21 protein-coding genes and 1 riboswitch are annotated in these 21397 nt (G+C 31.1%); of the genes, 19 read left to right on the top strand and 2 right to left on the bottom strand.

Annotation, left to right across the window (positions count from 1 at the left end; genetic code table 11):
* Positions 1 to 35 precede the first annotated feature (35 nt).
* Complete coding sequence (locus tag JMO20_RS11800) at positions 36 to 422, top strand: ATP-binding protein (RefSeq protein WP_202709877.1); 387 nt, start codon at positions 36 to 38, stop codon at positions 420 to 422.
* Between the two features lie 41 nt (positions 423 to 463).
* On the opposite strand, the gene JMO20_RS11795 is transcribed toward JMO20_RS11800, so the two are convergent.
* Positions 464 to 1336 carry a phage holin family protein gene (locus JMO20_RS11795; protein ID WP_202709876.1) on the bottom strand — a complete coding sequence of 291 codons (873 nt, stop codon included), beginning with the start codon at positions 1334 to 1336 and terminating at the stop codon, positions 464 to 466.
* 161 nt (positions 1337 to 1497) lie between these two features.
* Between JMO20_RS11795 and JMO20_RS11790 the strand changes: the two genes are divergently transcribed.
* From JMO20_RS11790 to JMO20_RS11740, 11 genes are all read left to right on the top strand, one after another.
* Positions 1498 to 3651, top strand: coding sequence for an S-layer homology domain-containing protein (locus tag JMO20_RS11790; RefSeq protein WP_202709875.1), 2154 nt, complete (start codon positions 1498 to 1500; stop codon positions 3649 to 3651).
* A gap of 303 nt (positions 3652 to 3954) precedes the next feature.
* Positions 3955 to 4428, top strand: a complete 474-nt coding sequence (locus JMO20_RS11785; RefSeq protein WP_202709874.1) for a PTS sugar transporter subunit IIA — start codon at positions 3955 to 3957, stop codon at positions 4426 to 4428.
* 33 nt (positions 4429 to 4461) lie between these two features.
* Positions 4462 to 4788, top strand: coding sequence for a PTS sugar transporter subunit IIB (locus JMO20_RS11780; protein WP_279380116.1), 327 nt, complete (start codon positions 4462 to 4464; stop codon positions 4786 to 4788).
* 30 nt (positions 4789 to 4818) lie between these two features.
* Positions 4819 to 6183 (top strand): PTS galactitol transporter subunit IIC, encoded by a 1365-nt coding sequence (locus JMO20_RS11775; RefSeq protein WP_341534024.1) that lies wholly within the window; start codon positions 4819 to 4821, stop codon positions 6181 to 6183.
* A 60-nt stretch (positions 6184 to 6243) separates the two neighbouring features.
* On the top strand, positions 6244 to 6876 hold the full coding sequence (locus JMO20_RS11770) for a class II aldolase/adducin family protein (RefSeq protein ID WP_202709873.1): 633 nt from the start codon (positions 6244 to 6246) through the stop codon (positions 6874 to 6876).
* Positions 6877 to 6889: 13 nt separating this feature from the next.
* Positions 6890 to 7606: a PHP domain-containing protein gene (locus JMO20_RS11765; protein ID WP_202709872.1), complete on the top strand. Its 717-nt coding sequence runs from the start codon at positions 6890 to 6892 to the stop codon at positions 7604 to 7606.
* Positions 7593 to 8558, top strand: coding sequence for a 1-phosphofructokinase family hexose kinase (locus tag JMO20_RS11760; protein WP_207753492.1), 966 nt, complete (start codon positions 7593 to 7595; stop codon positions 8556 to 8558). Before JMO20_RS11765 ends, JMO20_RS11760 begins: the two co-directional genes overlap by 14 nt.
* A 14-nt stretch (positions 8559 to 8572) precedes the next feature.
* Positions 8573 to 9187, top strand: coding sequence for a class II aldolase/adducin family protein (locus tag JMO20_RS11755; RefSeq protein ID WP_202709870.1), 615 nt, complete (start codon positions 8573 to 8575; stop codon positions 9185 to 9187).
* 16 nt (positions 9188 to 9203) lie between these two features.
* Positions 9204 to 9425 carry a hypothetical protein gene (locus tag JMO20_RS11750; RefSeq protein ID WP_202709869.1) on the top strand — a complete coding sequence of 74 codons (222 nt, stop codon included), beginning with the start codon at positions 9204 to 9206 and terminating at the stop codon, positions 9423 to 9425.
* A gap of 109 nt (positions 9426 to 9534) precedes the next feature.
* Positions 9535 to 12336: a sigma-54-dependent transcriptional regulator gene (locus JMO20_RS11745; protein WP_202709868.1), complete on the top strand. Its 2802-nt coding sequence runs from the start codon at positions 9535 to 9537 to the stop codon at positions 12334 to 12336.
* A gap of 20 nt (positions 12337 to 12356) precedes the next feature.
* Complete coding sequence (locus JMO20_RS11740) at positions 12357 to 12620, top strand: HPr family phosphocarrier protein (protein WP_202709867.1); 264 nt, start codon at positions 12357 to 12359, stop codon at positions 12618 to 12620.
* A 77-nt stretch (positions 12621 to 12697) separates the two neighbouring features.
* Here JMO20_RS11740 and JMO20_RS11735 read toward each other — a convergent pair whose 3' ends face one another.
* Positions 12698 to 13222, bottom strand: a complete 525-nt coding sequence (locus JMO20_RS11735) for a helix-turn-helix domain-containing protein (RefSeq protein WP_202709866.1) — start codon at positions 13220 to 13222, stop codon at positions 12698 to 12700.
* Between the two features lie 191 nt (positions 13223 to 13413).
* On the opposite strand from JMO20_RS11735, the gene modA reads away from it, so the two are divergent.
* From modA to JMO20_RS11700, 7 genes are all read left to right on the top strand, one after another.
* Positions 13414 to 14187 (top strand): molybdate ABC transporter substrate-binding protein, encoded by a 774-nt coding sequence (modA, locus tag JMO20_RS11730; RefSeq protein ID WP_202709865.1) that lies wholly within the window; start codon positions 13414 to 13416, stop codon positions 14185 to 14187.
* On the top strand, positions 14187 to 14858 hold the full coding sequence (gene modB / locus JMO20_RS11725; RefSeq protein WP_202709864.1) for a molybdate ABC transporter permease subunit: 672 nt from the start codon (positions 14187 to 14189) through the stop codon (positions 14856 to 14858). Before modA ends, modB begins: the two co-directional genes overlap by 1 nt.
* A 39-nt stretch (positions 14859 to 14897) precedes the next feature.
* Positions 14898 to 15587, top strand: coding sequence for an ATP-binding cassette domain-containing protein (locus tag JMO20_RS11720; RefSeq protein WP_202709863.1), 690 nt, complete (start codon positions 14898 to 14900; stop codon positions 15585 to 15587).
* Between the two features lie 51 nt (positions 15588 to 15638).
* Positions 15639 to 15820: riboswitch (cobalamin riboswitch) on the top strand.
* A gap of 105 nt (positions 15821 to 15925) precedes the next feature.
* On the top strand, positions 15926 to 17416 hold the full coding sequence (locus JMO20_RS11715) for a cobyric acid synthase (protein WP_279380115.1): 1491 nt from the start codon (positions 15926 to 15928) through the stop codon (positions 17414 to 17416).
* A gap of 2 nt (positions 17417 to 17418) precedes the next feature.
* The gene (cbiB, locus tag JMO20_RS11710) at positions 17419 to 18375 is read left to right on the top strand and encodes an adenosylcobinamide-phosphate synthase CbiB (RefSeq protein WP_202709862.1); all 957 of its coding nucleotides are present in this window, start codon (positions 17419 to 17421) and stop codon (positions 18373 to 18375) included.
* Positions 18376 to 18557: 182 nt separating this feature from the next.
* Positions 18558 to 19610, top strand: a complete 1053-nt coding sequence (gene cobD / locus JMO20_RS11705; protein ID WP_202709861.1) for a threonine-phosphate decarboxylase CobD — start codon at positions 18558 to 18560, stop codon at positions 19608 to 19610.
* A 204-nt stretch (positions 19611 to 19814) separates the two neighbouring features.
* Positions 19815 to 21056: a helical backbone metal receptor gene (locus tag JMO20_RS11700; RefSeq protein ID WP_202709860.1), complete on the top strand. Its 1242-nt coding sequence runs from the start codon at positions 19815 to 19817 to the stop codon at positions 21054 to 21056.
* The last annotated feature ends 341 nt before the right edge of the window (positions 21057 to 21397 follow it).

The raw sequence follows: 21397 nt of genomic DNA, 5'->3' as shown, positions 1-21397 counted from the left end.
TCAATACTATTATTTGTTTAGGTGGGTGTTTTCTTATGTGTTTTATAGTTGACGAGTCTATTTGTAGCGATTTAAATGAGATAAAAGGGTTTTTACAAGATATCCTAAATCAACTTGAGAAAAATATTGATGATGAGACACTTTTATTTGATACAAAATTAATACTTCATGAATTAGTAGCAAATGGGGCTATACATGGGAACTCAAAAGATTGTAGCAAAAATATTAAGATAAGATTAGAATTAAAAAACAATAGACTACAAATAGAAGTTACCGATGAAGGAATGGGATTTTGTTTTGATGAAGGAGCGTATGACCCTATGGAATTAAAATGTAATGGCAGGGGATTAGTTCTAGTGAACGGGTTAAGTGATGAATTCTATGTAGATAAGAATAAAGCCGTTTCCATCAAGTATATATAAAAAATCCAGTATAGGTAACTGGATTTTTTAAATGTTATCAATTATGAATTACCATTAAAAATCTTATGAGTTTTTAATATAGTTTCATAGGACAATACTACAATTTTATTTATTATATCATCTTTAATTTCATCATTATTTTTTTCAGAATTACATACACCTTTCATATATTGGAGAAAACTATCGACTTGTGGACGATAATTTTTTTCGAACTTTTCTAGATATTCATTGGGAATGTCAGCATTCTTTAATTCTTTATTCATGTCTTTCAATTCAATTTCCATTAATGACATAAACTTATAATAAATATGTTCAGAACTTGTATTATTATTATCGTCAAATATAGTTCTAATATTAAAGGCTATAGTTCTCCAGAAGTTAAATTTTATTTTTAATAATTCTCTAACATTCTTATCTTCAAATGTAGGTATTTGATAGTTAATAATATCGTCTATTTCAGTTAAATCTTTTTGTTCATTTCTACCAAGTCTTATAGCATCACTTAATCCCGGTATTTTAATATGTTTAATTAAGAAATTAATAAAATTAGCAGGCAAAGGCACTCCTAATAGAGTAAGATTTTCTAATATACTTACTGTTTCTGTAACCTGTAAAAAGGTCACTACAACCTGAGAGATAAAGATAGTTTCAACTATAGTTAGTATCCCAACCTCTAAGAGTCTAATAGTTAGAATAGCCATACTATAGGTTATTATTTTTTTTAAGAGTTTACATAGGCCCTTACTACTGAACCTATGATACTTTAGGGCTACTGACATACCTGTGAATGTATCAAGGGCAATCAATATTAATAATACGATATAGGATATATTGATCGTACCAAATAAAGACTTAAACAGAGCTAGGACTCCTGATAAACTTGTTATCTCAACATAATATATTAATCTATTCATAGCTAAAACCCCATTAATTATATATTTTATATTACATCATATGATGAAGAATTTAATTTGATAGTAAATGGATAATATTAAAAAATAAATAAAAATAATGGAACATTTTTCTGAACAATCCGTCTTATATATAAAAGATAAAAAATAAGGAGGTATTTTAATTGAAAAGAAAAGTAGCATTATTCATGGCTCTAGTTATGGTTTTAACAGTTGTTTCTACAGGATTTACTTTTGCTGACTATTCAGGCAAAAATTATTCTTCTGATTATGATGAGGATTTAAAGGTGGCAATTGTTAAAGCAAAGAATTTATTTAATATCACAGATGGTTATGACGAATTTAATTACAATGTCAATAGTTATAATGGTAAAACTGAATTTAGATTAGACTGGAATGATAGTGATGGAAAGCTGGGAAGTATAAATGTAACTATAGATACTAATGGAAAGGTTACAGATTTTTATCAACATGATGCTAATCCAGAACAGTATGGTCCAAGACTAGCAAAATTTAGTTTGAATGAAGCTAAAGAAATTGCAGAAAAATTTATTGAAAAAGTTAATCCAGAGTCCAAAGATAATATTAAACTTGAAGATAATGAAGGTATACTAAATGTAAACTCAAGATACTATAATCTGATATACATAAGAGAAGAGAATGGAATTTTGTATTCTAACAATACAATAAGAGTTAACATAGATAATGAATCAGGTGAAGTGAGAAGCTACTACTGCAATTGGGAAGATGACTTGAAATTTCCTAGTCCAGAAAAGATTTTAACTTTACAAGGTGCGGAAAAAATCTATAAAGATAAGATAGGATTACAATTAGTTTATAAATTTAACTATGAAGATAATCAAGTTAAACCATATTTAATTTATACTAATCTTACTGATAAAAATGCTATAGATGCAAAAACAGGTGAAGCAATTACTAAAGGTAATTACTATAGAATGTACGCTGGATCGGAAAAAGCGGTAGATACAGTTGCTAATCAATCATCATTAAGTCCAGCAGAAAAAGCAGCAATTGAAGATATGTCAGGATTATTAAGCGAAAAAGAAGCACAAAAAATTGCAATTGAAGAATTAAAAATTGATGATAGTCTTAAAGTATCATATATTAATCTTTTTTCTCAATGGAGAAACAAGGGAGAATTCACTTGGAGCATAAGATTTGAAGATGACAGTGAAAAAACAGTGAGAAGTGTTAGCGTTAATGTAGACGCTAGAACAGGAGAAATACAAAGTTTCAATAAATACAATAAACATGATGAAGATGACAAAGCAATTTATAATAAAGAACAATCAATGGAAATAGCTGAAGAATTTATAAAAAATCTACAGTCTGATAAATTTAAGAAGGTTGAATATGTAACATGGCAAGAACCTAGAGTATATCCATTGGATAATCAAGAATTACCTAGACAATATAGTTTAAACTATCAAAGAAAAGCAAATGGAGCATATGTATATGGAGATGGATTTAATGTTTCTGTAGACACTATAACAGGAGAAGTAACAAATTATAATTATACTTGGTTCAAAGGAGACCTTCCTACTACTGTAAATGCTATGAATATGGATGAGGCATTTAATACAGTTATGAAAGAAATTGGAATGGAGTTAAAGTATATTTCCGATTACTCTCAAAATGAAAATATAAAAATTGAAAATGAAAGTAAAACTCCGGAAATTAAATTAGTATATGCAATGAAGAAAGATAAGCCATTAACCATAGATGCAAATACTGGAGATATTTTGACATATAATGGTGATGTATATCAAGAAGAAACTGTAATCGAATATACTGACATAGATGATAGTTATGCAAAATCTCAGATTGAGGTCTTAGCTCAATATGGCATATCATTACCTGGAGATAAATTCATGCCGAAGTCAGAGATTACTCAAAGAGATTTCTTATACCTTCTTGCTAAAGCTAATAGCTATTATATAGCAAAACCATATTCTGAGGAAGATGAATTTGATAAAGCTCTTTATGATAGACTTAAAAATGCAGGAATTATAAAAGATGAAGAGATAGCACCTCAAGAAACTATAACTAATGAAGAGGCAGTTAAATTTATCATAAGATCATTAGGGTATGATAAAGTTGCAAGTATAGAAGGAATATATGTAGTTAACTTTAAAGATGCAGATAAGATATCATCTGAACTTAAAGGGCATGTAGCTATTGCCAATGGACTAGGCATCATCAATGGATATGATGGATACTTATATCCACAAGCAGAAATAAACAGAGAACAAGGGGCAGTGGTTATATATAATTACCTAAATAGTAACTCAAAATAAGGTATTAACCTAGTTACCAATGGGTTTATACACTAACCTCCATTGTTATATATAGATGTGTTAAAACAATTTGTAAAAGCAGAAATAGAGACGATATCGTCTCTATTTTTGCTTTTTTTGGCTAATTTAGCTTTTAGAACTATGCACTAATTAAGTACAAGGAAAAATAGTGCATAATTGAATATTAAATATTGATAATACCAATGTTTATAAACTATGCAATAAATTGGCATAAACTTTGCAACTTTAAATTGCTAAAGAAGAACTTTAGATAAAAAATCTAATATATAAGAGGTGTATAGAATGAATACTAGTGCAATTTCATCATTATTTGATCCAAACATGATTTTATTTAATGTAGAAGCAAAAGATTATGAAGATTTACTTAAAAAATTATCTGCACAATTAATAGAAAAAGGATATGCAAAAGAATCATTTGAAGATGCTGTTATAGAAAGGGAAAAAGTATATCCAACAGGATTGCCTACACCAGGTGTTATGGTTGCACTACCCCATACAAAGCCTGAGTATGTTATTAAACCAGCAATTTTAGTTGCAAATCTAAAAGAGCCAGTATTCTTTAAGGAGATGGGAAATGGTGTTAATGATATACCTGCAGAGCTTGTTTTTGTAATGGCTATAGATAATCCAGAGCAACAGGTGGATGTTTTAAAAAAGTTAATGGATATATTTAGTAACAAAGAAATACTAACTTCATTAAAAAGTTGCACAGAAGTAGTAGAGGTAATAGATATTCTAGAAACACAGGTCTTTTAAAAGGGGTTGAACTGGTAATGGACATTACTTTTGATGACAGAAGAGTATATAGATTATTTAACTAAGGGGGTGTGTGTATTGAAAAGAATAATAGTAGCATGTGGTTCAGGGGTGGCAACTTCGCAGACAGTAGCATCCAAGGTTGCTGACTTGTTAGAGCAAAGGGGGATAGACGCAGAAGTTGAGGCGGTAGATATCAAATCACTAGATACATATATTAAAAACTGTGACCTATATATATCAATAACACCAAATACATCTACAAAATTTGATGTCCCAGTAATAAGTGGTATCCCATTTTTAACAGGAATGGGAATGAACGAGGCGTTGGAGGAAGTAGAAAAGACACTTAAAGGGTAGATTTAATCTGTTTAATAAGGGGGAAGAAAAGTGTTAAAGCAAATTGTTAATTATATTTTGGATTTAGGACCAGCTGTGTTTTTACCAGCACTAATGATTATTATAGGTCTTATTATTAGGATGAAGCTTAAGAAAGCGTTTACATCAGCACTTACTTTAGGAGTGGCATTCTTAGGAATGAGTATGGTTTTGGACTTTATGTTTGGAGCCATAAGTCCGGCTTCCGAGGCTTTCGTAAATAATACTGGATTACAGCTAAATGCATTAGATTTAGGTTGGACACCTTTGGCAGCTATAGCATGGGCATGGCCATATGCTTTCTTTATTTTCCCAATTCAAATAGTAATAAATTTAGTAATGCTAGGCTTTGGATGGACTAATTGCTTAAACGTAGACATGTGGAATGTTTGGAATAAAATACTTACGGCAGTTTTAGTTGTAGGAGTTACAGGAAGTCTACCAGCAGCTCTTGTGGTAGCAGGAATTCAAGTTGTATTTGAACTGAAAAATGCTGACTTAACTCAAAAACAAGTTTATAAAATAACAAAAATACCTGGAATAGCGTTACCACACTCCATGGGCTTATTTGCAGTTATTTTAGCACCAATTAATAGAATTTTAGATTTTATTCCAGGATTAAAGGACTTAAATATAGATGCAGCTAAATTAAAACAAAAGATAGGTATATTTGGAGAAAATCATATTATGGGATTTATTGTAGGAATATTAATAGCTCTATTTGCTAGATATGATTTCAAATCAACTCTTACTTTAGGAGTTCAAGCAGCAACAGCTTTAATGTTGTTCCCTATGGTAGCAAAGCTATTTATGCAAGCATTGGCGCCAATTTCTGATGCTGCTGGAGAGTTTATGAAAAAGAGGTTCCCAGGTAGAGAATTCTATATTGGCTTGGACTGGCCTTTCCTTGCAGGTCAACCTGAGTTATGGGTTGCAGCTATTGTTTTAATTCCTGTTATTTTACTTATGGCAGTTATATTACCTGGAAATGGAACATTACCATTCGGTGGTATAATAAATCTTTGCTTTATAGTACCAGCTTTAATTGTAACGGGTAAAAACCTACTTAGAATGATTATATTAGGAGTAATTACTACGCCTATTTTCCTATATGTTGCAACAACCTTTGCTCCAACTATAACTAAGCTTGGTAGAGATGTTGGAACAATAGATATTCCAGCTAATCAACTAATCACATGGAACGGTATGGAGATGCCAGTATTTAGATGGGTATTTTCTCAAGGAGCAGATATCATAAATGGAAATATTGTAGGATTAGGAGTTCTAATTGCATGGTTGGCATTGTTTGTATGGTATTACAAGCATATGAGTAAGAGGGAAGAACAGGCTGAACAAGAGCTAAGCACTAATGCATAAATAATGGAATAAATGAGGGGCAGGAATGCTCCTCATAATAATTTGATAGGAGTGATAAATATGTTAAATGATTTAAAGAAAAAAGTTGTTGAAATTGCTAAAAGAGCTGATAATGAAGGGTTATGTAAGCATAAGTCTGGAAACTTCAGTATAAGGGATCATGAGACAGGATACATACTGATTACTCCATCGGCAGTTGCTCGTGAAGTACTTAAAGAAGAAGATATAGCTGTAGTAGATATAGAAGGTAATATTATAGAGCTTAAATCAGATGTAAAGCCATCAAGTGAATTGAAGGTTCATCTTGTAGCTTATAAACAAAGGGATGATGTTTTTGGAGTATGCCACACCCATTCTCATTATGCTACTGCATTTGCAGTTCAAGGATTAGAAATAAAGCCAGTAGTATTTGAAGCTGTAGCATATGGAGTAAGAACTCCTATTGCTAAATATGGACGACCAGGAACTCAAGAATTGGCTAATAGCATCATAGAACCATTAAAGGAATCTGATGCATGTCTATTAGAAAAGCATGGAGTAATTACAGTAGGGAAGGATCTAGAAGATGCATATCTTAAAGCTCAATACGTTGAAGATGTTGCTGAAATAGCTTATTGTTCAATGGTGATTGGAGGAGGAAAGCTTCCAGAAGCTATACCTCAAGAAGAATTTGATGCTGTAATGCATCCATAAACGAGGAGAAACTATGAATTTAATAGGAGATTTTCATATCCACACCATAGCTAGTGGAGATGCGTTTGGGACAATCAGAGAAGTTGTACAGGTAGCTATCGAGAAGGATTTAAAATGTATAGCTATTACTGAACACGGTCCTAAAATGGAAGCATCAGCTCATGATTATTACTTTAAAAGTTTGATTGATAATGTTCAATCTGATTCTGGGTTGATTATATATCCAGGAGTAGAGGCTAATATTGTAGATTGCGAAGGATCTATGGATTTACCAGAGTCAATTATAAATCAGCTCAAATTTGTCATTGCATCTTTCCATCCATTTTCGTGGAAAGATAAAGGAAAAATATTAAATACTAAGGCACTGAAAAAATGTTTGCTAAAATATAATGTTAAATCAATAGCTCACTTGAACTATCCATATTATTCAATAGATATAGATGAGATAATTCCTGTTTTATTAGAGAAAAAAACTGCTATTGAAATAAATAACAGGGCACTTGCCAAGGATGAAGAAAATTGGGAAAGATTTAAGGATATGGTTTTAAGCTGCAGTAAGCAGGGAGTCAAGTTTCTAGTAAATTCAGATGCCCATTATCCTCTTCAAGTAGGTGAGTTTGATAATGGATTACGCTTTGCTGAATATTGTGGACTAACAGAAGATGATATCTTAAATACTGATTTTAGAAAAATAAAGGATTATTTCAATTTAGGAGATGAAGAAATATGAAAAAAGAGGTGACAGTATTATGATTTATACAGTTACTCTCAATGCAGCATTAGATAAGGTTATCTCAGTGAATAAGCTTGTAAAAAACCACAATAATAAAGTGAAGAAATTAATTTATGATATCGGTGGAAAGGCCACTCATGTTTCTGTTGTCCTATCAAGTATGGATATCACAAATATTGCTACAGGTATATTGGCAGGAGAAAATGGCAAAAAAGTTCAAAACCTTTTAGAAGCTAAAAATGTTAAATGCGATTATGTTTGGCAACAGGGAAATGAAACTAGAGAAAGCTTTATAATAGTTCCAGAGGATGAAGAAGGAAGCTATATGATAACCCAGAGGGGTTTTGGAATAAAAGATGATACATTTAATAGAGTAAAGGATAAACTTAGTAATCTAGTAAAAAAGGACGATATAGTAGTGTTTGCTGGTGGGCCCCCTCCTAAAATTACTGTGGAGAAATATAGAGAGTTATTGAATACAGTAAAGGATAATGGTGGCAGACTTGTAGTAGATGTGAGTGGAGAATATTTAAAAGAGGCTATAGAAGCAAAGGTTGATTTAATTAAACCAAACAAAGCAGAGTTTAATGAAATGGTAAATAAATCACTAGCTGATGAAGAGGAATATATCAAGGAATTAAAAAGAATAAATGAAATTGGTGTAGAGGTTATAGCTCTATCTCTTGGTAGGGAAGGAAGTATAATCAGTACAAAGGATAAAACATTGCGAGTATATCCACCAAAGATAAGAGAAGTAAATGATACAGGATGTGGAGATGTTTTTTTAGGAGGGGCTGTAGCTATGATGGCACAAGAAAAAGAATTGGAAGAAGTTTTTAGATTTGCTACAGCTATAAGTGCATCAAAGGCTACTAAGGAAGGGAGTTCCGATTTTGATATAGATCAAGCTCTAGGATTTCTTAAGGATGTTAGAATTCAATACATATAAAGGAGTAGATATAAATGCTATATTTGAAAGAAAGAGAGCGAATTTGTGAAATAGCTAGAATAATGTTTGATAGAAATCTCACCAATGCAGCTGGAGGGAATATTTCTATAAGGATAAACGATGAACATGTTATTATGACTCCAACTTTAATGTCTCAAAGAAAGTTTTGTAGATTAAAGCCCGAGGAAATTCTTGTGCTAGACTATAATTTAAATAAAATAGAAGGAAATGGTGGTATCACTAGAGAATCAAACATGCATATAGGAGTATTGAAGGAAGTACCTAGAGCCATGACAGTTATACATGCCCATCCTAAATATGCTATGGTATATGCTTGTATGGGTAAAGATATGCCTATTTTCTATGAAGCATGTGAGAAGCTTAGAGAGATACCTACGCTTCCTTATGGTAAGGCTTGCAGTGTAGAATTGGCAGAGATAGCTACTGAATACTTCAAAAGTAGGAAAGATGAAATAGAGAAGCATGGTGTAGTTGCTCTATTAAGAAGACATGGAATACTTATTGCGGATAAAGATATTTATAAGGCTTATGATTTGTTAGAGAGAGTAGAGACAAATGCATATGTAGCTTTACAAGCAAGCTCTTTTGAAGAGCCTGCATATTTCTAAAAAGGAGTTGAGTTAAATGAAGGTTTGGGAATGGTATTTTCTCGTTGTAATGGCTACAGCTCTTTTGATTATCACTTTCTTTACAAAAAATATTTATGTGGCAATAGGTACCTTAGCATTGGTACTATATCTTAAAAGACATAGTGATAATATCCCTTTGCCAAAGCAATTTAACAAGTTTAAAATTATGTCTAAAAAAACTGATAAAATTATAGAAGTAGATGAGAGGCATAAATAATAGATTTATAAAATTATATCTACATGATAAATCTTTTGAGAAAAATTAAAAAAAGCTTCAATGAAATCTTTAAATTAGTAGAAAAAATAATGATGGAAAGGAGGGTAATATGAAGAAGATTGATGAAGTATATAATTATATAAAGGAAGAAACATCCTGTGAGAGGATTAAGAGTTGTTTGTTAAATGGAAAGGAAATAGGCGTCGAGGCAAAGGAAATAGAAGAAGAGCTAGGAATAATTAGAAATAATGCAAGTACTTTGCTAAACACACTAACTAAAGATGAGAAGCTTATAAAAATAAATAGTAGGCCAGTTAAATTTATAGCCACTGATGGCTTAGCATGTCTATTACCAAATAGTAAAATTCATCAAGAATATAGTAGTCAAGGGATATATGATTTATTAAATAGTATTAAAGAAATCCATCATTTAGAAGCTAGTGACCCATTTAAAGCGTTAGTGGGAAGTAACTCTAGCTTAAAAACACAAATCGATCAAGCCAAAGCTGCTATTATGTACCCTCCTAATGGCTTACATACTTTAATTATTGGCCCAAGTGGAGTGGGAAAAACCACATTTGCAAATACAATGTATTTATATGCTAAAAAAGCAAAAAATCTTTCTGAGGACGCCTATCCATTTATCTCATTTAACTGTTCTGACTATTACAATAACCCTCAGCTTTTATTATCACAATTATTTGGTCATGTAAAAGGAGCTTTTACTGGTGCAGATATGGATAAGGTTGGATTAGTTGAAAAAGCTAATGGAGGTATTTTATTCTTAGATGAAGTTCATAGATTGCCTCCTGATGGACAAGAAATGCTTTTCTATCTTATGGATAACGGAGAATTTCATAGATTAGGTGAAACTGAAAATGCTAGGAAAAGTGATGTCCTAATAATAGCTGCTACCACTGAAGATCCTCAAGAAGTGTTATTAAAAACCTTCTTAAGAAGGATACCTGTAATAATCTCATTAGCGCCATTATCGGAGAAGGATATCGGAGAAAGAATGAATATAATTGAAAATCTCTTTATTGAAGAAGCTATAAGAATTAATCGAAAGCTAATAGTATCTTCAGAAGTGTTAAAAGCTCTTGTGATATATGAGTGTAAAGGTAATATTGGTCAGTTAAAGTCGGATATTAAATTGATTTGTGCTAGGGCATTTTTAAGATATTTACAAAGTGAAGAGGACTTAAAAATTGAGTTTGATTTATTACCCAAGTTTATTAAAGATTCTATTTTTAATCTAAATAAATTAGATACAGATACCCAAGAATATCTAAATATATTTCATGAAGATATGAGCATTTATCCGTCGAAGAAGAAACAATATGATCGTAAAGTCTCAAGTGAGAATGTATATATTAAAATAACTGAAAGGCTTTCAGAGCTTAAGGAAAAAGGACTAAGTCAAGAGAAAATTGATATTGAGATTAGTAAAGAAATAGAAAATTATTTTAAAAATATAATAAAGAGATTTAATTACCAAAACTTTAATGTAAGAAAGCTATATAAAATATTAGACAAAGTAATAGTAGATTTTACAGTTGAGTTAATTAATTTTGCTTCTAATGAATTAAATAAGGAATTTGATAATAGAATCTTATTTAGTCTCGCTTTTCATTTAAATTCACTAATAGAAAGAGTTCAATTAAAAAAACCAATAGTAAATCATGAGTTATCTAAGATAAGAGAAATTTATAATAGAGAGTATCAGGTTGCATCATTAATGGTTAAGAAAATCGAAGAAAAATTTAGTCTATCTATTCCTATTGATGAAAATGGATTTATTGCTATTCTATTAGCAAATAGTGAAATAGAAACTACTAAGGATGATAAGATAGGTGTATTAATAATTAGCCATGGAAATAGCACTGCTTCAAGTATGGCAAGTGTATGTAATAGATTATTAAACTCTGATATTGTTAAGGCTATTGATATGCCTTTAGAGAAGGATGTAGGAGAAGTGTATCAGAAGGCATTGGCTATGGCAAAGGCAATTGATAAGGGGAAAGGGGTAATAATACTTGTTGATATGGGATCACTCAAAGATTTTGGCAGAAGAATAACAGATGAAACAGGTATTGTTACTAGGACTATTCATAAAGTCTCTACTCCCTTAGTGTTGGAGACATTAAGGAAGGTATTATATAAAGATGATAGCTTGGATGAAATTTATTTTTCTATTGCTGATCAACACGAAACCAAGAAATCCATAAAAAGACAAAAAGCTATAATGACAGTCTGTGCTACAGGTAAAGGCACAAGTATTATGTTAAAAAACATACTTTTAAACATCCTGCAAGAAAATGATAATAATGATATAAAAATAATTACAATGAATTATATGGCTATTAAAAGTAATACTGCGGAATATAAGAAGCTCCAAGAAGATTATGAAATCATTTGTTGCGTAGGAAATATTAAACCTAAAGATGACCTTCCCTTTTTTTCAATGGAAGATGTTATGAATAAGAAAACTAGATATAGATTTTATAAATTTATTGAGAGTAAGAGTGATGACGGAGATATATCTCAACCTAAATCATGCTATGATACTTCAGTAGAAATGCTTGAAGAGTATTCATTATATATAAACCCTAAAAAAGCCGTAATATATATAAGAGAATTTATTAATGATTTAAACCTTCATAGTTTAAATAAAGATAAAGCGTTAATTACTAATCTAACTATACATTTAGGATTCATGATAGAAAGGGTTATTACTGGACAACGGGCTATATTTGATGATATTGAATCGTTCATAACTAAACACAGTGAGGAATTCTCAAGAATGAGAAAATCTATCGTCAAATTAGAAAAAGTTTACAATATAGATATAGCTGATGACGAGCTATGTTATGCACTTCAAGTTATTAATGGAAATAAGAAGTATAAATAGATTTTAAATGGGGGGATAAAATGTATAAAGTAGAGCTGCAGTTAGAGAATGAGTCAGGTCTACATGCAAGACCAGCAAGTATGTTTGTGAAAGAAGCTAATAAATTTAGTTCAGAAATTAATATAATTAAAGAAGGAAATAAATACAATGCTAAGAGTATAATGAGCATCTTGAGTATGGGAGCTAAATGCGGAGATAAAATAATAATTGAAGCAGAAGGTTATGATGAAAAAGAGAGTATTCAGTCCTTAAAAGGACTGATAATAAGTAGTTTTGGAGAATAAAGATAATATCCATATTAATTTAACACATAGATTTTTCTATGTGTTTTTTCTATTTTAATATTGATATAGATGGATTCCTATAAGTTAATAACTCTAACTGACATGGTTTTAAAAACAGCGTAGAGTTCATCTCCCTTTTTTATATTCATTTCATCCATAGATTGTTTTGTAATTAAGGCTAGAATAGGGATGCCAATATCTAAGTGTAATTTTACTTTATTCTCATTAATATCTATAGATTTAACGGTTCCTTTAAACATATTTCGAGCACTGCTTGTAAAAGTATCTATGCTTATAAGGATATCTTCTGGTGGAATAGATATTTTTACACGACCGTTTAATTCTGTTGAAACTCTAATTTTTATTCCATTAGTCAAAGCGTAGGTAGAATCATCTTCAGTAATAATCTCTGCGTTATAAACATTTTCCACTTTCTTAGTTTCTATAAAATAAAGCTTAAGCTGAGATTCTGAAACACGAAGACTCCTGCCAATACGGTAAGCAGGAATATCGCCACGCTTTATCATTTCATATATAGTGTATTTAGAAAGCTTTAATTTTTCGGAAAGCTCTTCTGGAGTATACAGTTTTTCTTCCTTCATGGTAGATTCTCCTTTAAGTAATGATTTAATCTTTATAATATCATAATAAATGATTTTAAATCCATTGACAAGGTACAAGATATTGAATATAGTATAAATTAGTATTACTGAGTTTGGTTTAGTTTGGTTTAATTGGTTTTAAAATAAAAAATAAACTTAGTAATGGCATTATAAAAAAGTGGAGGGATTTTATGGGAAAAGTAAGATTGGTCTTTGTACTTATATTGATTTCTGTGATTGTTTTTATGGGGTGTAATAAAACTATTGATGATACTCAAGGGCATACTATCAGTATTTCAGCCGCAGCAAGCTTGACAGATGCTCTTACAGAAATTCAAGAGGAATATGCTAATAGAAGTGATGATGTATTACATATTAATTTTGCTGCATCAGGAACATTAAGAAAACAGATTGAAGAGGGAGCCCCATGTGATTTATTTATTTCTGCCTCTAAGTCACATATGGATAAATTAGAAGATGAGGAACTTATTTATATTGAATCTAGAAAAAATTTATTGAGAAATAAATTAGTATTAATAGCAGCGTATGAAAAAAGTGATAAAGTTACATTAGAGTCGTTAACTAACGATTCTGTAGGATCAATTTCAATAGGGACACCTGACTCTGTTCCAGCAGGGAAATATGCTCAACAGACTATAGAATACATGGGAATTTGGGAACAAATTAAGGACAAGCTGGTATTTGCAAAGGATGTAAGGCAAGTGCTTCAATATGTTGAAACAGGAAATGTTGATTGTGGTTTGGTGTACAAATCCGATGCAGTAATGCTTGAAACAGGAGAAATCATTGCTGAGGTAGCTGAAGAAAGTCATGATCCTATTGTTTATCCTGTAGCAATTATAAAAGGAAGTCAAGAAAAAGAGCAAGTTAAGGAATTTTATAAATTTCTTGATACAGATTATGCAAAAAAAACATTTGAAAAATACGGATTTACGATATACTAATGCTTTCACCTATTTTACTTTCATTAAAAATTGCTAGTATAGCTACAGTTTTTTCTTTTATTTTCGGAGTATTTTTTGCGTATATACTTAATAAAAAGAGTATTAGGGGCAAAAATATTTGGGAGAGTATACTCACTATGCCAATAATTCTGCCCCCCTCAATAACGGGATATCTTCTACTAATTGTATTGGGTAAGAGAGGTATTATTGGTAGACTTTTATTAGAGTATTTTGGAATTCAAGTCGTATTTACTTGGGTAGGAGCAGTAATTGCAGCTTGTATAGTTTCTCTTCCTCTAATGTATCAAAATGTGAAAGCAGCCTTTGCTGTCATAGATCCTGTTTATGAGAATGCAGCACGAACCTTGGGGAGTAGTGAGTGGAAGGTATTTAGAACTATTGTTTTTCCTCTTGCATGGCCAGGAATTGTAAGTGGCATAGTACTTTCCTTTGCTAGAGCCATAGGGGAGTTTGGTGCAACACTTATGGTAGCAGGAAATATTTATGGAAAGACACAAACTATACCAACTGCCATTTATTTTGCAGTAGAGTCAGGAAAAACAGAGGTTGCAAACACTTTAGTATTTGTAATGACAATATTTAGCTTTGTATTGATATTTGGATTGAATACGTGGGCAAAGAAAAGAAATTATTTAGGAAATAAAAAATAACTTATGTACCAGACATATCAGAAAAGAAGGTGCTATAAAATGCAAATATGCTTTGAAATCAGGAAAAAGTTAGATGATTTTTCAGTAGATATTAATTACAGATTTAATCAAGGAACTTTAGTTATACACGGAGAATCAGGTGCTGGAAAAACCACTATACTTAATTGTATAACTGGTATAGCTACTCCAGATGAAGGCAGAATTGTTATAGGTGACAATATAGTATTTAATAACATAATAAAAGAAGATGATAATAGCACTTTTTATTCTAAAGTTAATGTACCTATAAGAAAAAGAAATATTGGGTATTTATTTCAAGATTATGCTTTATTTCCTAATTTAACGGTTTCTCAAAATATTATGTATGGTATTAAAAATCAATCTAAGTACAAAGATAAAACTCATAGAGAAAAACTTATTAATTATTCAGAATATATAATAGAGACTTTTGGAATAAAACATTTAAAGAAGAAATACCCAAGGGACATTTCCGGTGGTGAAAAGCAAAGAGTGGCTTTGGCAAGGGCTATTGTAATAAAACCGGATCTTTTGCTTTTAGACGAGCCATTTTCTGCACTAGATGTAGATACAAAGAAGATTATTTATAAGGAGTTTAAGTTTTTTAAAGAGAAGTTTAAGATTCCAACTATCCTTATTACTCATAACTATGAGGAAAGCAAAATGTTTGGAGACGATATAATACATTTGAAAAATGGAAAAATAATATAAGCAGGATTTTATTGACAAACATATAGTTATTACCTATAATAAAGGTGACTAAAAACTTAATAAAATTGAGGTGCTCTGTAAAAGGAGCCTAAAAGGGAAAGAGGTGAAAATCCTCTACAGCCCCCGCTACTGTAAGTAGAGATGAAATCTTCTATAACCACTGGGAAACCGGGAAGGAGAAGAAAGTAAGTTGAACTACGAGTCAGGAGACCTACCTTGATGAAAATGAAAGTTGCTTCGGAGGGAAGTATGTTAGATTCATTTTGTGAATATTAGCACATAGACCTTCTCTATGTGTTTTTTTTATTTTTAAGCACTAATAGCTAGGAGATGATTATTTGTCTAAAAATATTATGTTTCAAGGAACTGCTTCATCAGTTGGAAAGAGTATTCTAGCAGCGGCTTTTTGTAGGATATTTAAAGATGAGGGATACTATACTGCTCCATTTAAGTCTCAAAATATGGCTTTAAACTCCTTTGTAACCAAGGATGGAAAGGAAATGGGGAGAGCTCAAGTAGTGCAAGCAGAAGCAGCTAGAATTGAACCAGCTGTGGAGATGAATCCTATACTATTAAAGCCTACAAGCGATGTGGGTAGTCAAGTTATAGTTAATGGACAAGTATTTAAGAATATGACAGCTAAGGATTACTTTAAAAGTAAACCTAAATTTAAAAATATAATTTTAGAATCCTATAATAGACTTGATTCTAATTTTGATGTAATTGTTTTAGAAGGAGCAGGCAGTCCCGCAGAAATCAATCTTAGAGAAAATGACATTGTTAATATGGGTATGGCAGAAATGGTTAACTCACCAGTAATATTAATTGGAGATATTGATAAGGGTGGAGTTTTTGCTTCTATTTATGGAACAATTATGCTTTTAGAGGAGAAAGAGAGAGAGAGAATTAAAGGTTTTATTATAAATAAATTCAGAGGCGATGTTGATATATTAAGACCTGGAATCAAAATGATTGAGGAAAAAATCAATAAACCTTGCTTAGGAGTAATTCCTTACACGGATGTACAAATAGACGATGAAGATAGTGTAACCACTAGATTTGATAGAGACAATTCAGGAGAAATAAATATAGGAGTAATAAAGCTTCCCTATATGTCCAATTTCACCGACTTCACTCCATTAGAAATGGAAGAAGATGTTAGAGTCAAGTACATATCTCATCCAGAGGAATTAGAGAGTTTTGACTTAATAATTATTCCCGGTAGTAAGAATACAATTAAGGATATGGAATTTATTATCAATAGTAATATTGATAAAGCCATATATAGAAATCATAGAGATGGGGTACCTATCATAGGAATTTGTGGTGGATATCAGATGCTGGGGCATGAAATCATAGACCCTGATTGTGTTGAGTCATATAGTGCTAGGATAAATGGACTATCTTTATTAGATATAAAGACGACAATGCTTAAAGATAAAAAGACAATTCAAACCAAAGGAAGATTTATAGCAGAAGTAGATTTCTTTAATAGTGGAGGAGAAGATTTCATTCATGGCTATGAAATACATATGGGTGAAACACAGATTCTAGAAGATGCTCACTATGCTATTGAGTTAGATGAAGGCAGGATGGATGGTGTTGTAAATAAGGATGGCAGTGTGTTTGGATCATATTTACATGGAATTTTTGATAATGATGGTTTTAGAAAGAATATTATTAAAAGGATTAGAGAGAAAAAAGGATTGGAAATAAAAGATTCGAATTTGAGCTATAAAGATTTGAAGGAAAGGGAATATGACAAGTTAGCTAAGATTGTAAAAGAAAATATTGATCTTAATAAGATAAAAGAAATAATGGGGTTATAGTCATGAAATATATTTTGATACTTGTCATTGCTGTTCTATTAGATTTCTTTTTGGGTGATCCTCAAAGATGGCCTCATCCAATAAGGTATATTGGCTGGATGATAAAAAAATATGAAGGAATGATTAGAAAACAGAAAATAGTGGATTTAAAGGTTGGTGGCTTTCTACTTATTTTCCTTAGTTTAGTTACAGTCTTTATTGTAATAGCTCTTATACTATTTGTTACTAATTTTATTCACCCAATTATTAAGGATATCGTCTTGGTATACCTTACATATACAGCATTGGCAGCTAAATGTTTAGCTGTAGAGACTAAAAAAGTTTATAAGGCATTGGAAAAAGAGAATGTTCATCTAGGTAGGAAGATGCTTTCATATTTAGTCGGTAGGGATACAACGCAGCTTACTAAAGAGGAAACGGTAAGAGGAGCAGTTGAAACTGTTGCAGAGAACACTGTTGACGGAGTATTAGCTCCAATATTCTATTTTGTAATTGGAATATTTTTAGGGATGCCCTTACAAATGATATTCATATATAAAACGATTAATACTCTCGATTCAATGGTAGGATATATACACGAAAAATACAGAGATATAGGCTTTGCATCGGCAAAAATAGACGATATAGCTAACTTTGTTCCTGCTAGAATAGGTAGTTTATGTATGTTATTAGGAGGATTAGTATTAGGGTTTGATATAAAAACAGGCTTTAAAATCTTAATAAGAGATAGAAAAAATCATAAAAGTCCTAATTGTGGATATCCTGAGGCGGCCGTTGCAGGACTATTAAGGATTCAACTAGGGGGGACTAATACTTATTTTGGGGAGACCATATATAAACCTACAATCGGTGACCCAATAGAAGATTTAAAACCTCAAAAAATCCTAGAAACTATTAGAGTAATGTATGCATCGGAGATTATTATGGTATTAGTAGCTGCAATGGTTTTCTTGGTTTAAGAAGTCATAGCTGCGATGGAATTTTTCTAAAATATATTTGAATTATAAACATGTGATTCTCTCAATTTAATGTATTTATTAAATGATTATTAAAACTGTTATGAAATCCCCATTTATACTTTCATTGTACAAAAGAATAGCACATAGATTTTAATTCCAACTGGAATAGAGGAGGAAGTATTATGAATAAGCATGGAGGATATTTTGGAGAAAACACAAAGGAAGTAATGGATTTTAGTGTTAATGTTAATCCTCTAGGACCCTCTGAAAAGTTAATAAAAGAACTAAAAGATAAGCTTAATACTATTATTAGGTATCCAGAAATAGATGGAGAAACCAGTAAAAATATTTTAGCTGAATATCTATCAATACATCCTGAAGAGATTATATTAGGAAATGGAGCTACTGAGCTAATCTATTTGTTTGCCAGGGCATTAAAACCTAAAAAAGTATTAATTATAGAACCTACTTTTACAGAATATAGAAGAGCCTTTGAAATGACAGAAAGTGATATATATAGCTATATTTCCCGGGAAACAAACGATTTTTGTTGGCATAAAGAAGAATTATTAAAAGAAATCAGAAAAATAAAGCCAGAAGTAATTGTTTTATGTAATCCCAATAATCCAACTGGCGTATTTATGGATAAATCAGAAATTGAAAATATTTTAATAAAGATGGAGGATATAAAGGCAACCATTTTTATAGACGAATCCTTTATAGATTTCACAGATAAGGAGTCTTCAATTTCATTAATAAGGGAATATCCTATATATATTTTAAGGTCTATGACTAAATTTTATGCTATTCCTGGGCTAAGATTAGGTTATGGAATAGGTAATAAGAATATAATCTCCAGGCTAAATGAAATGAAAGAGCCTTGGACTTTAAATGCCTTAGCACTAGGGTCTACGCCTAAGCTTCTAGAGGATAAGGAATATAGAAAAGAGGTTATGAATTGGTACACAAGGGAAAAGGAATTTTTATACAAAGAACTAAAGGGAATTAGATATTTAGATGTATTTAGCAGTGAAGGAAACTTCTTTCTTTGTAAGCTAAAGAAAAGCAATGCTAAAGAATTAAAAACAAGATTACTTAAAGAGAATATTAATATTAGAACCTGTGAGGACTTCTTGAGTTTAGATGACAGATATATTAGATTGGCAGTGAGAAGTCGAGAGGATAATATTAAGTTAATAACTGCATTAAAAGAAATTTTAATTAATGAAATTTAATTTCATGAAGGATTTTGATAAAGGTTTATCTTATAAAATGCTACTTTACTATTCAATTTAAGGAAAAAGTGACTAAATAAGTTGCAGCTCAGATGAAATCTTGCAAAAATATATTTAAATTGTAAATATGCAATTTCCTCAATAAAATATATTTCATTTTAGATTATATAATTTTTAAAATGTATAAAATTAGGAGGTAATATGATGATTAAAAAATTAAAATTAATACCTTTAGTATTATTGTTCACACTTATATTTACTATGACTGCTTCTGCGGCAGGAATAGGGTTAAGTGTAGATGGATCAGTAAAAACTGAAAACCTAGAGGTAACAGAGGGAAGGACCTTAATTAGTGGTGAAACTTTAGAATCTATGGGATTTAATGTATCAAGCTCAGGTAAAGTGGTAGAAGTTAAAAATAGCAAAGTTTCCTTTGAATTCACTTTAGACACTAATAAGGTTAAAGTCAATGATATAAATCTTGAATTAGATACAAAAATTTATACAAAGCACGGGGAAGTATATCTACCATTAAGATTTATTCTTGAAACATTAGGTTATGAAATAAGCTGGGATGGAGAAAATAGCAGAGTTTTAGCAAATAAGAAGGAAGAAATAGTATATCCAATAACTATAGAAGGGGCAGAAGGTACATACACTGTATACGACCAACCTAAGACAGTAGTGTCATTGGCACCTAGTGTTACTGAAACTATTTTCGCTTTAGGAGCAGGGGACAAACTACAAGGAAGAACTCAGTATTGCAATTATCCTCAAGAAGCTGAATCTATTCAAGTAGTTGGTAGTATGACTGAACCAAGCATTGAGATGGTAGTTGATATATCACCAGATATGATAATAGCAGCAACCCACTATAAAGAAGAGGTTTTAAATAAATTTGAAGAAGCAGGTATAGAAGTAATAGCAAAACCAAGCCCAGAAACAATTGAAGAAATGTATGAATACACCTTAAAGCTAGGAGCTATAATGAATAAAAATTATGAAGCAAGGGCTTTAGTTTCTAGCATGAAGTCAAAAGTTCAAATGACAAATATGAAGTTAAGTAATATTAAACAAAAGCCATCAGTATATTATGTTGTAGGAACTGGACAATGGGGTGAATACACTGCTGGTAGTGACACCTTTGTATCAGAAATGATTGCAATAGCAGGTGGAGAAAATGCCGCTAGTGATGTGACAGGATGGAAATATAGTATAGAAAAACTGATAGACAAAGACCCAGATGTTATATTTGGAGGAAGCTTCAATATTGACACAATGACAACTGGAGAAAACTATAGCATATTGTCAGCGATTCAGGATAAAAACTATTACACTGTGAATGAGGATATATTTAGTAGACCTTCACCAAGACTTATAGATGAAGGATTAAAACTTTTAATAGATATATTGCATCCTGAAATATCAGAAGAACTAGATTTTTAACAAAGAATAAGGACAAAAATATTTCTAAAAACATATTAAGCAATATTTTTGAAGTAAGTGTGATTTCATGTATTAAATAATATGATTTTATGCAAGATTAGATCTTAGTTACTTTTATATATAGGGATACAACCTCAATTGCAAAAATATACATAAAAAATATATACACGTCATTCCAGCAAGTTTAAATATTGTGAGTCATTCTTTAGTATATATTTTTATGGAGAGAGTTAAGGATTTAATCTTGCAAATCTATCATATCTTGTCATGAAATTTTCAAGTGAACTCGTTCTGCTAAAGCAGAACATCGGGGCTTCAGATGGAGACTCTACTCCACCTGA

Source organism: Sporosalibacterium faouarense, from assembly GCF_016765695.1.
GTDB classification, from domain to species: Bacteria; Bacillota; Clostridia; order Tissierellales; family VENL01; genus Sporosalibacterium; species Sporosalibacterium faouarense.
This window is presented reverse-complemented; position numbering and strand designations above follow the sequence as displayed.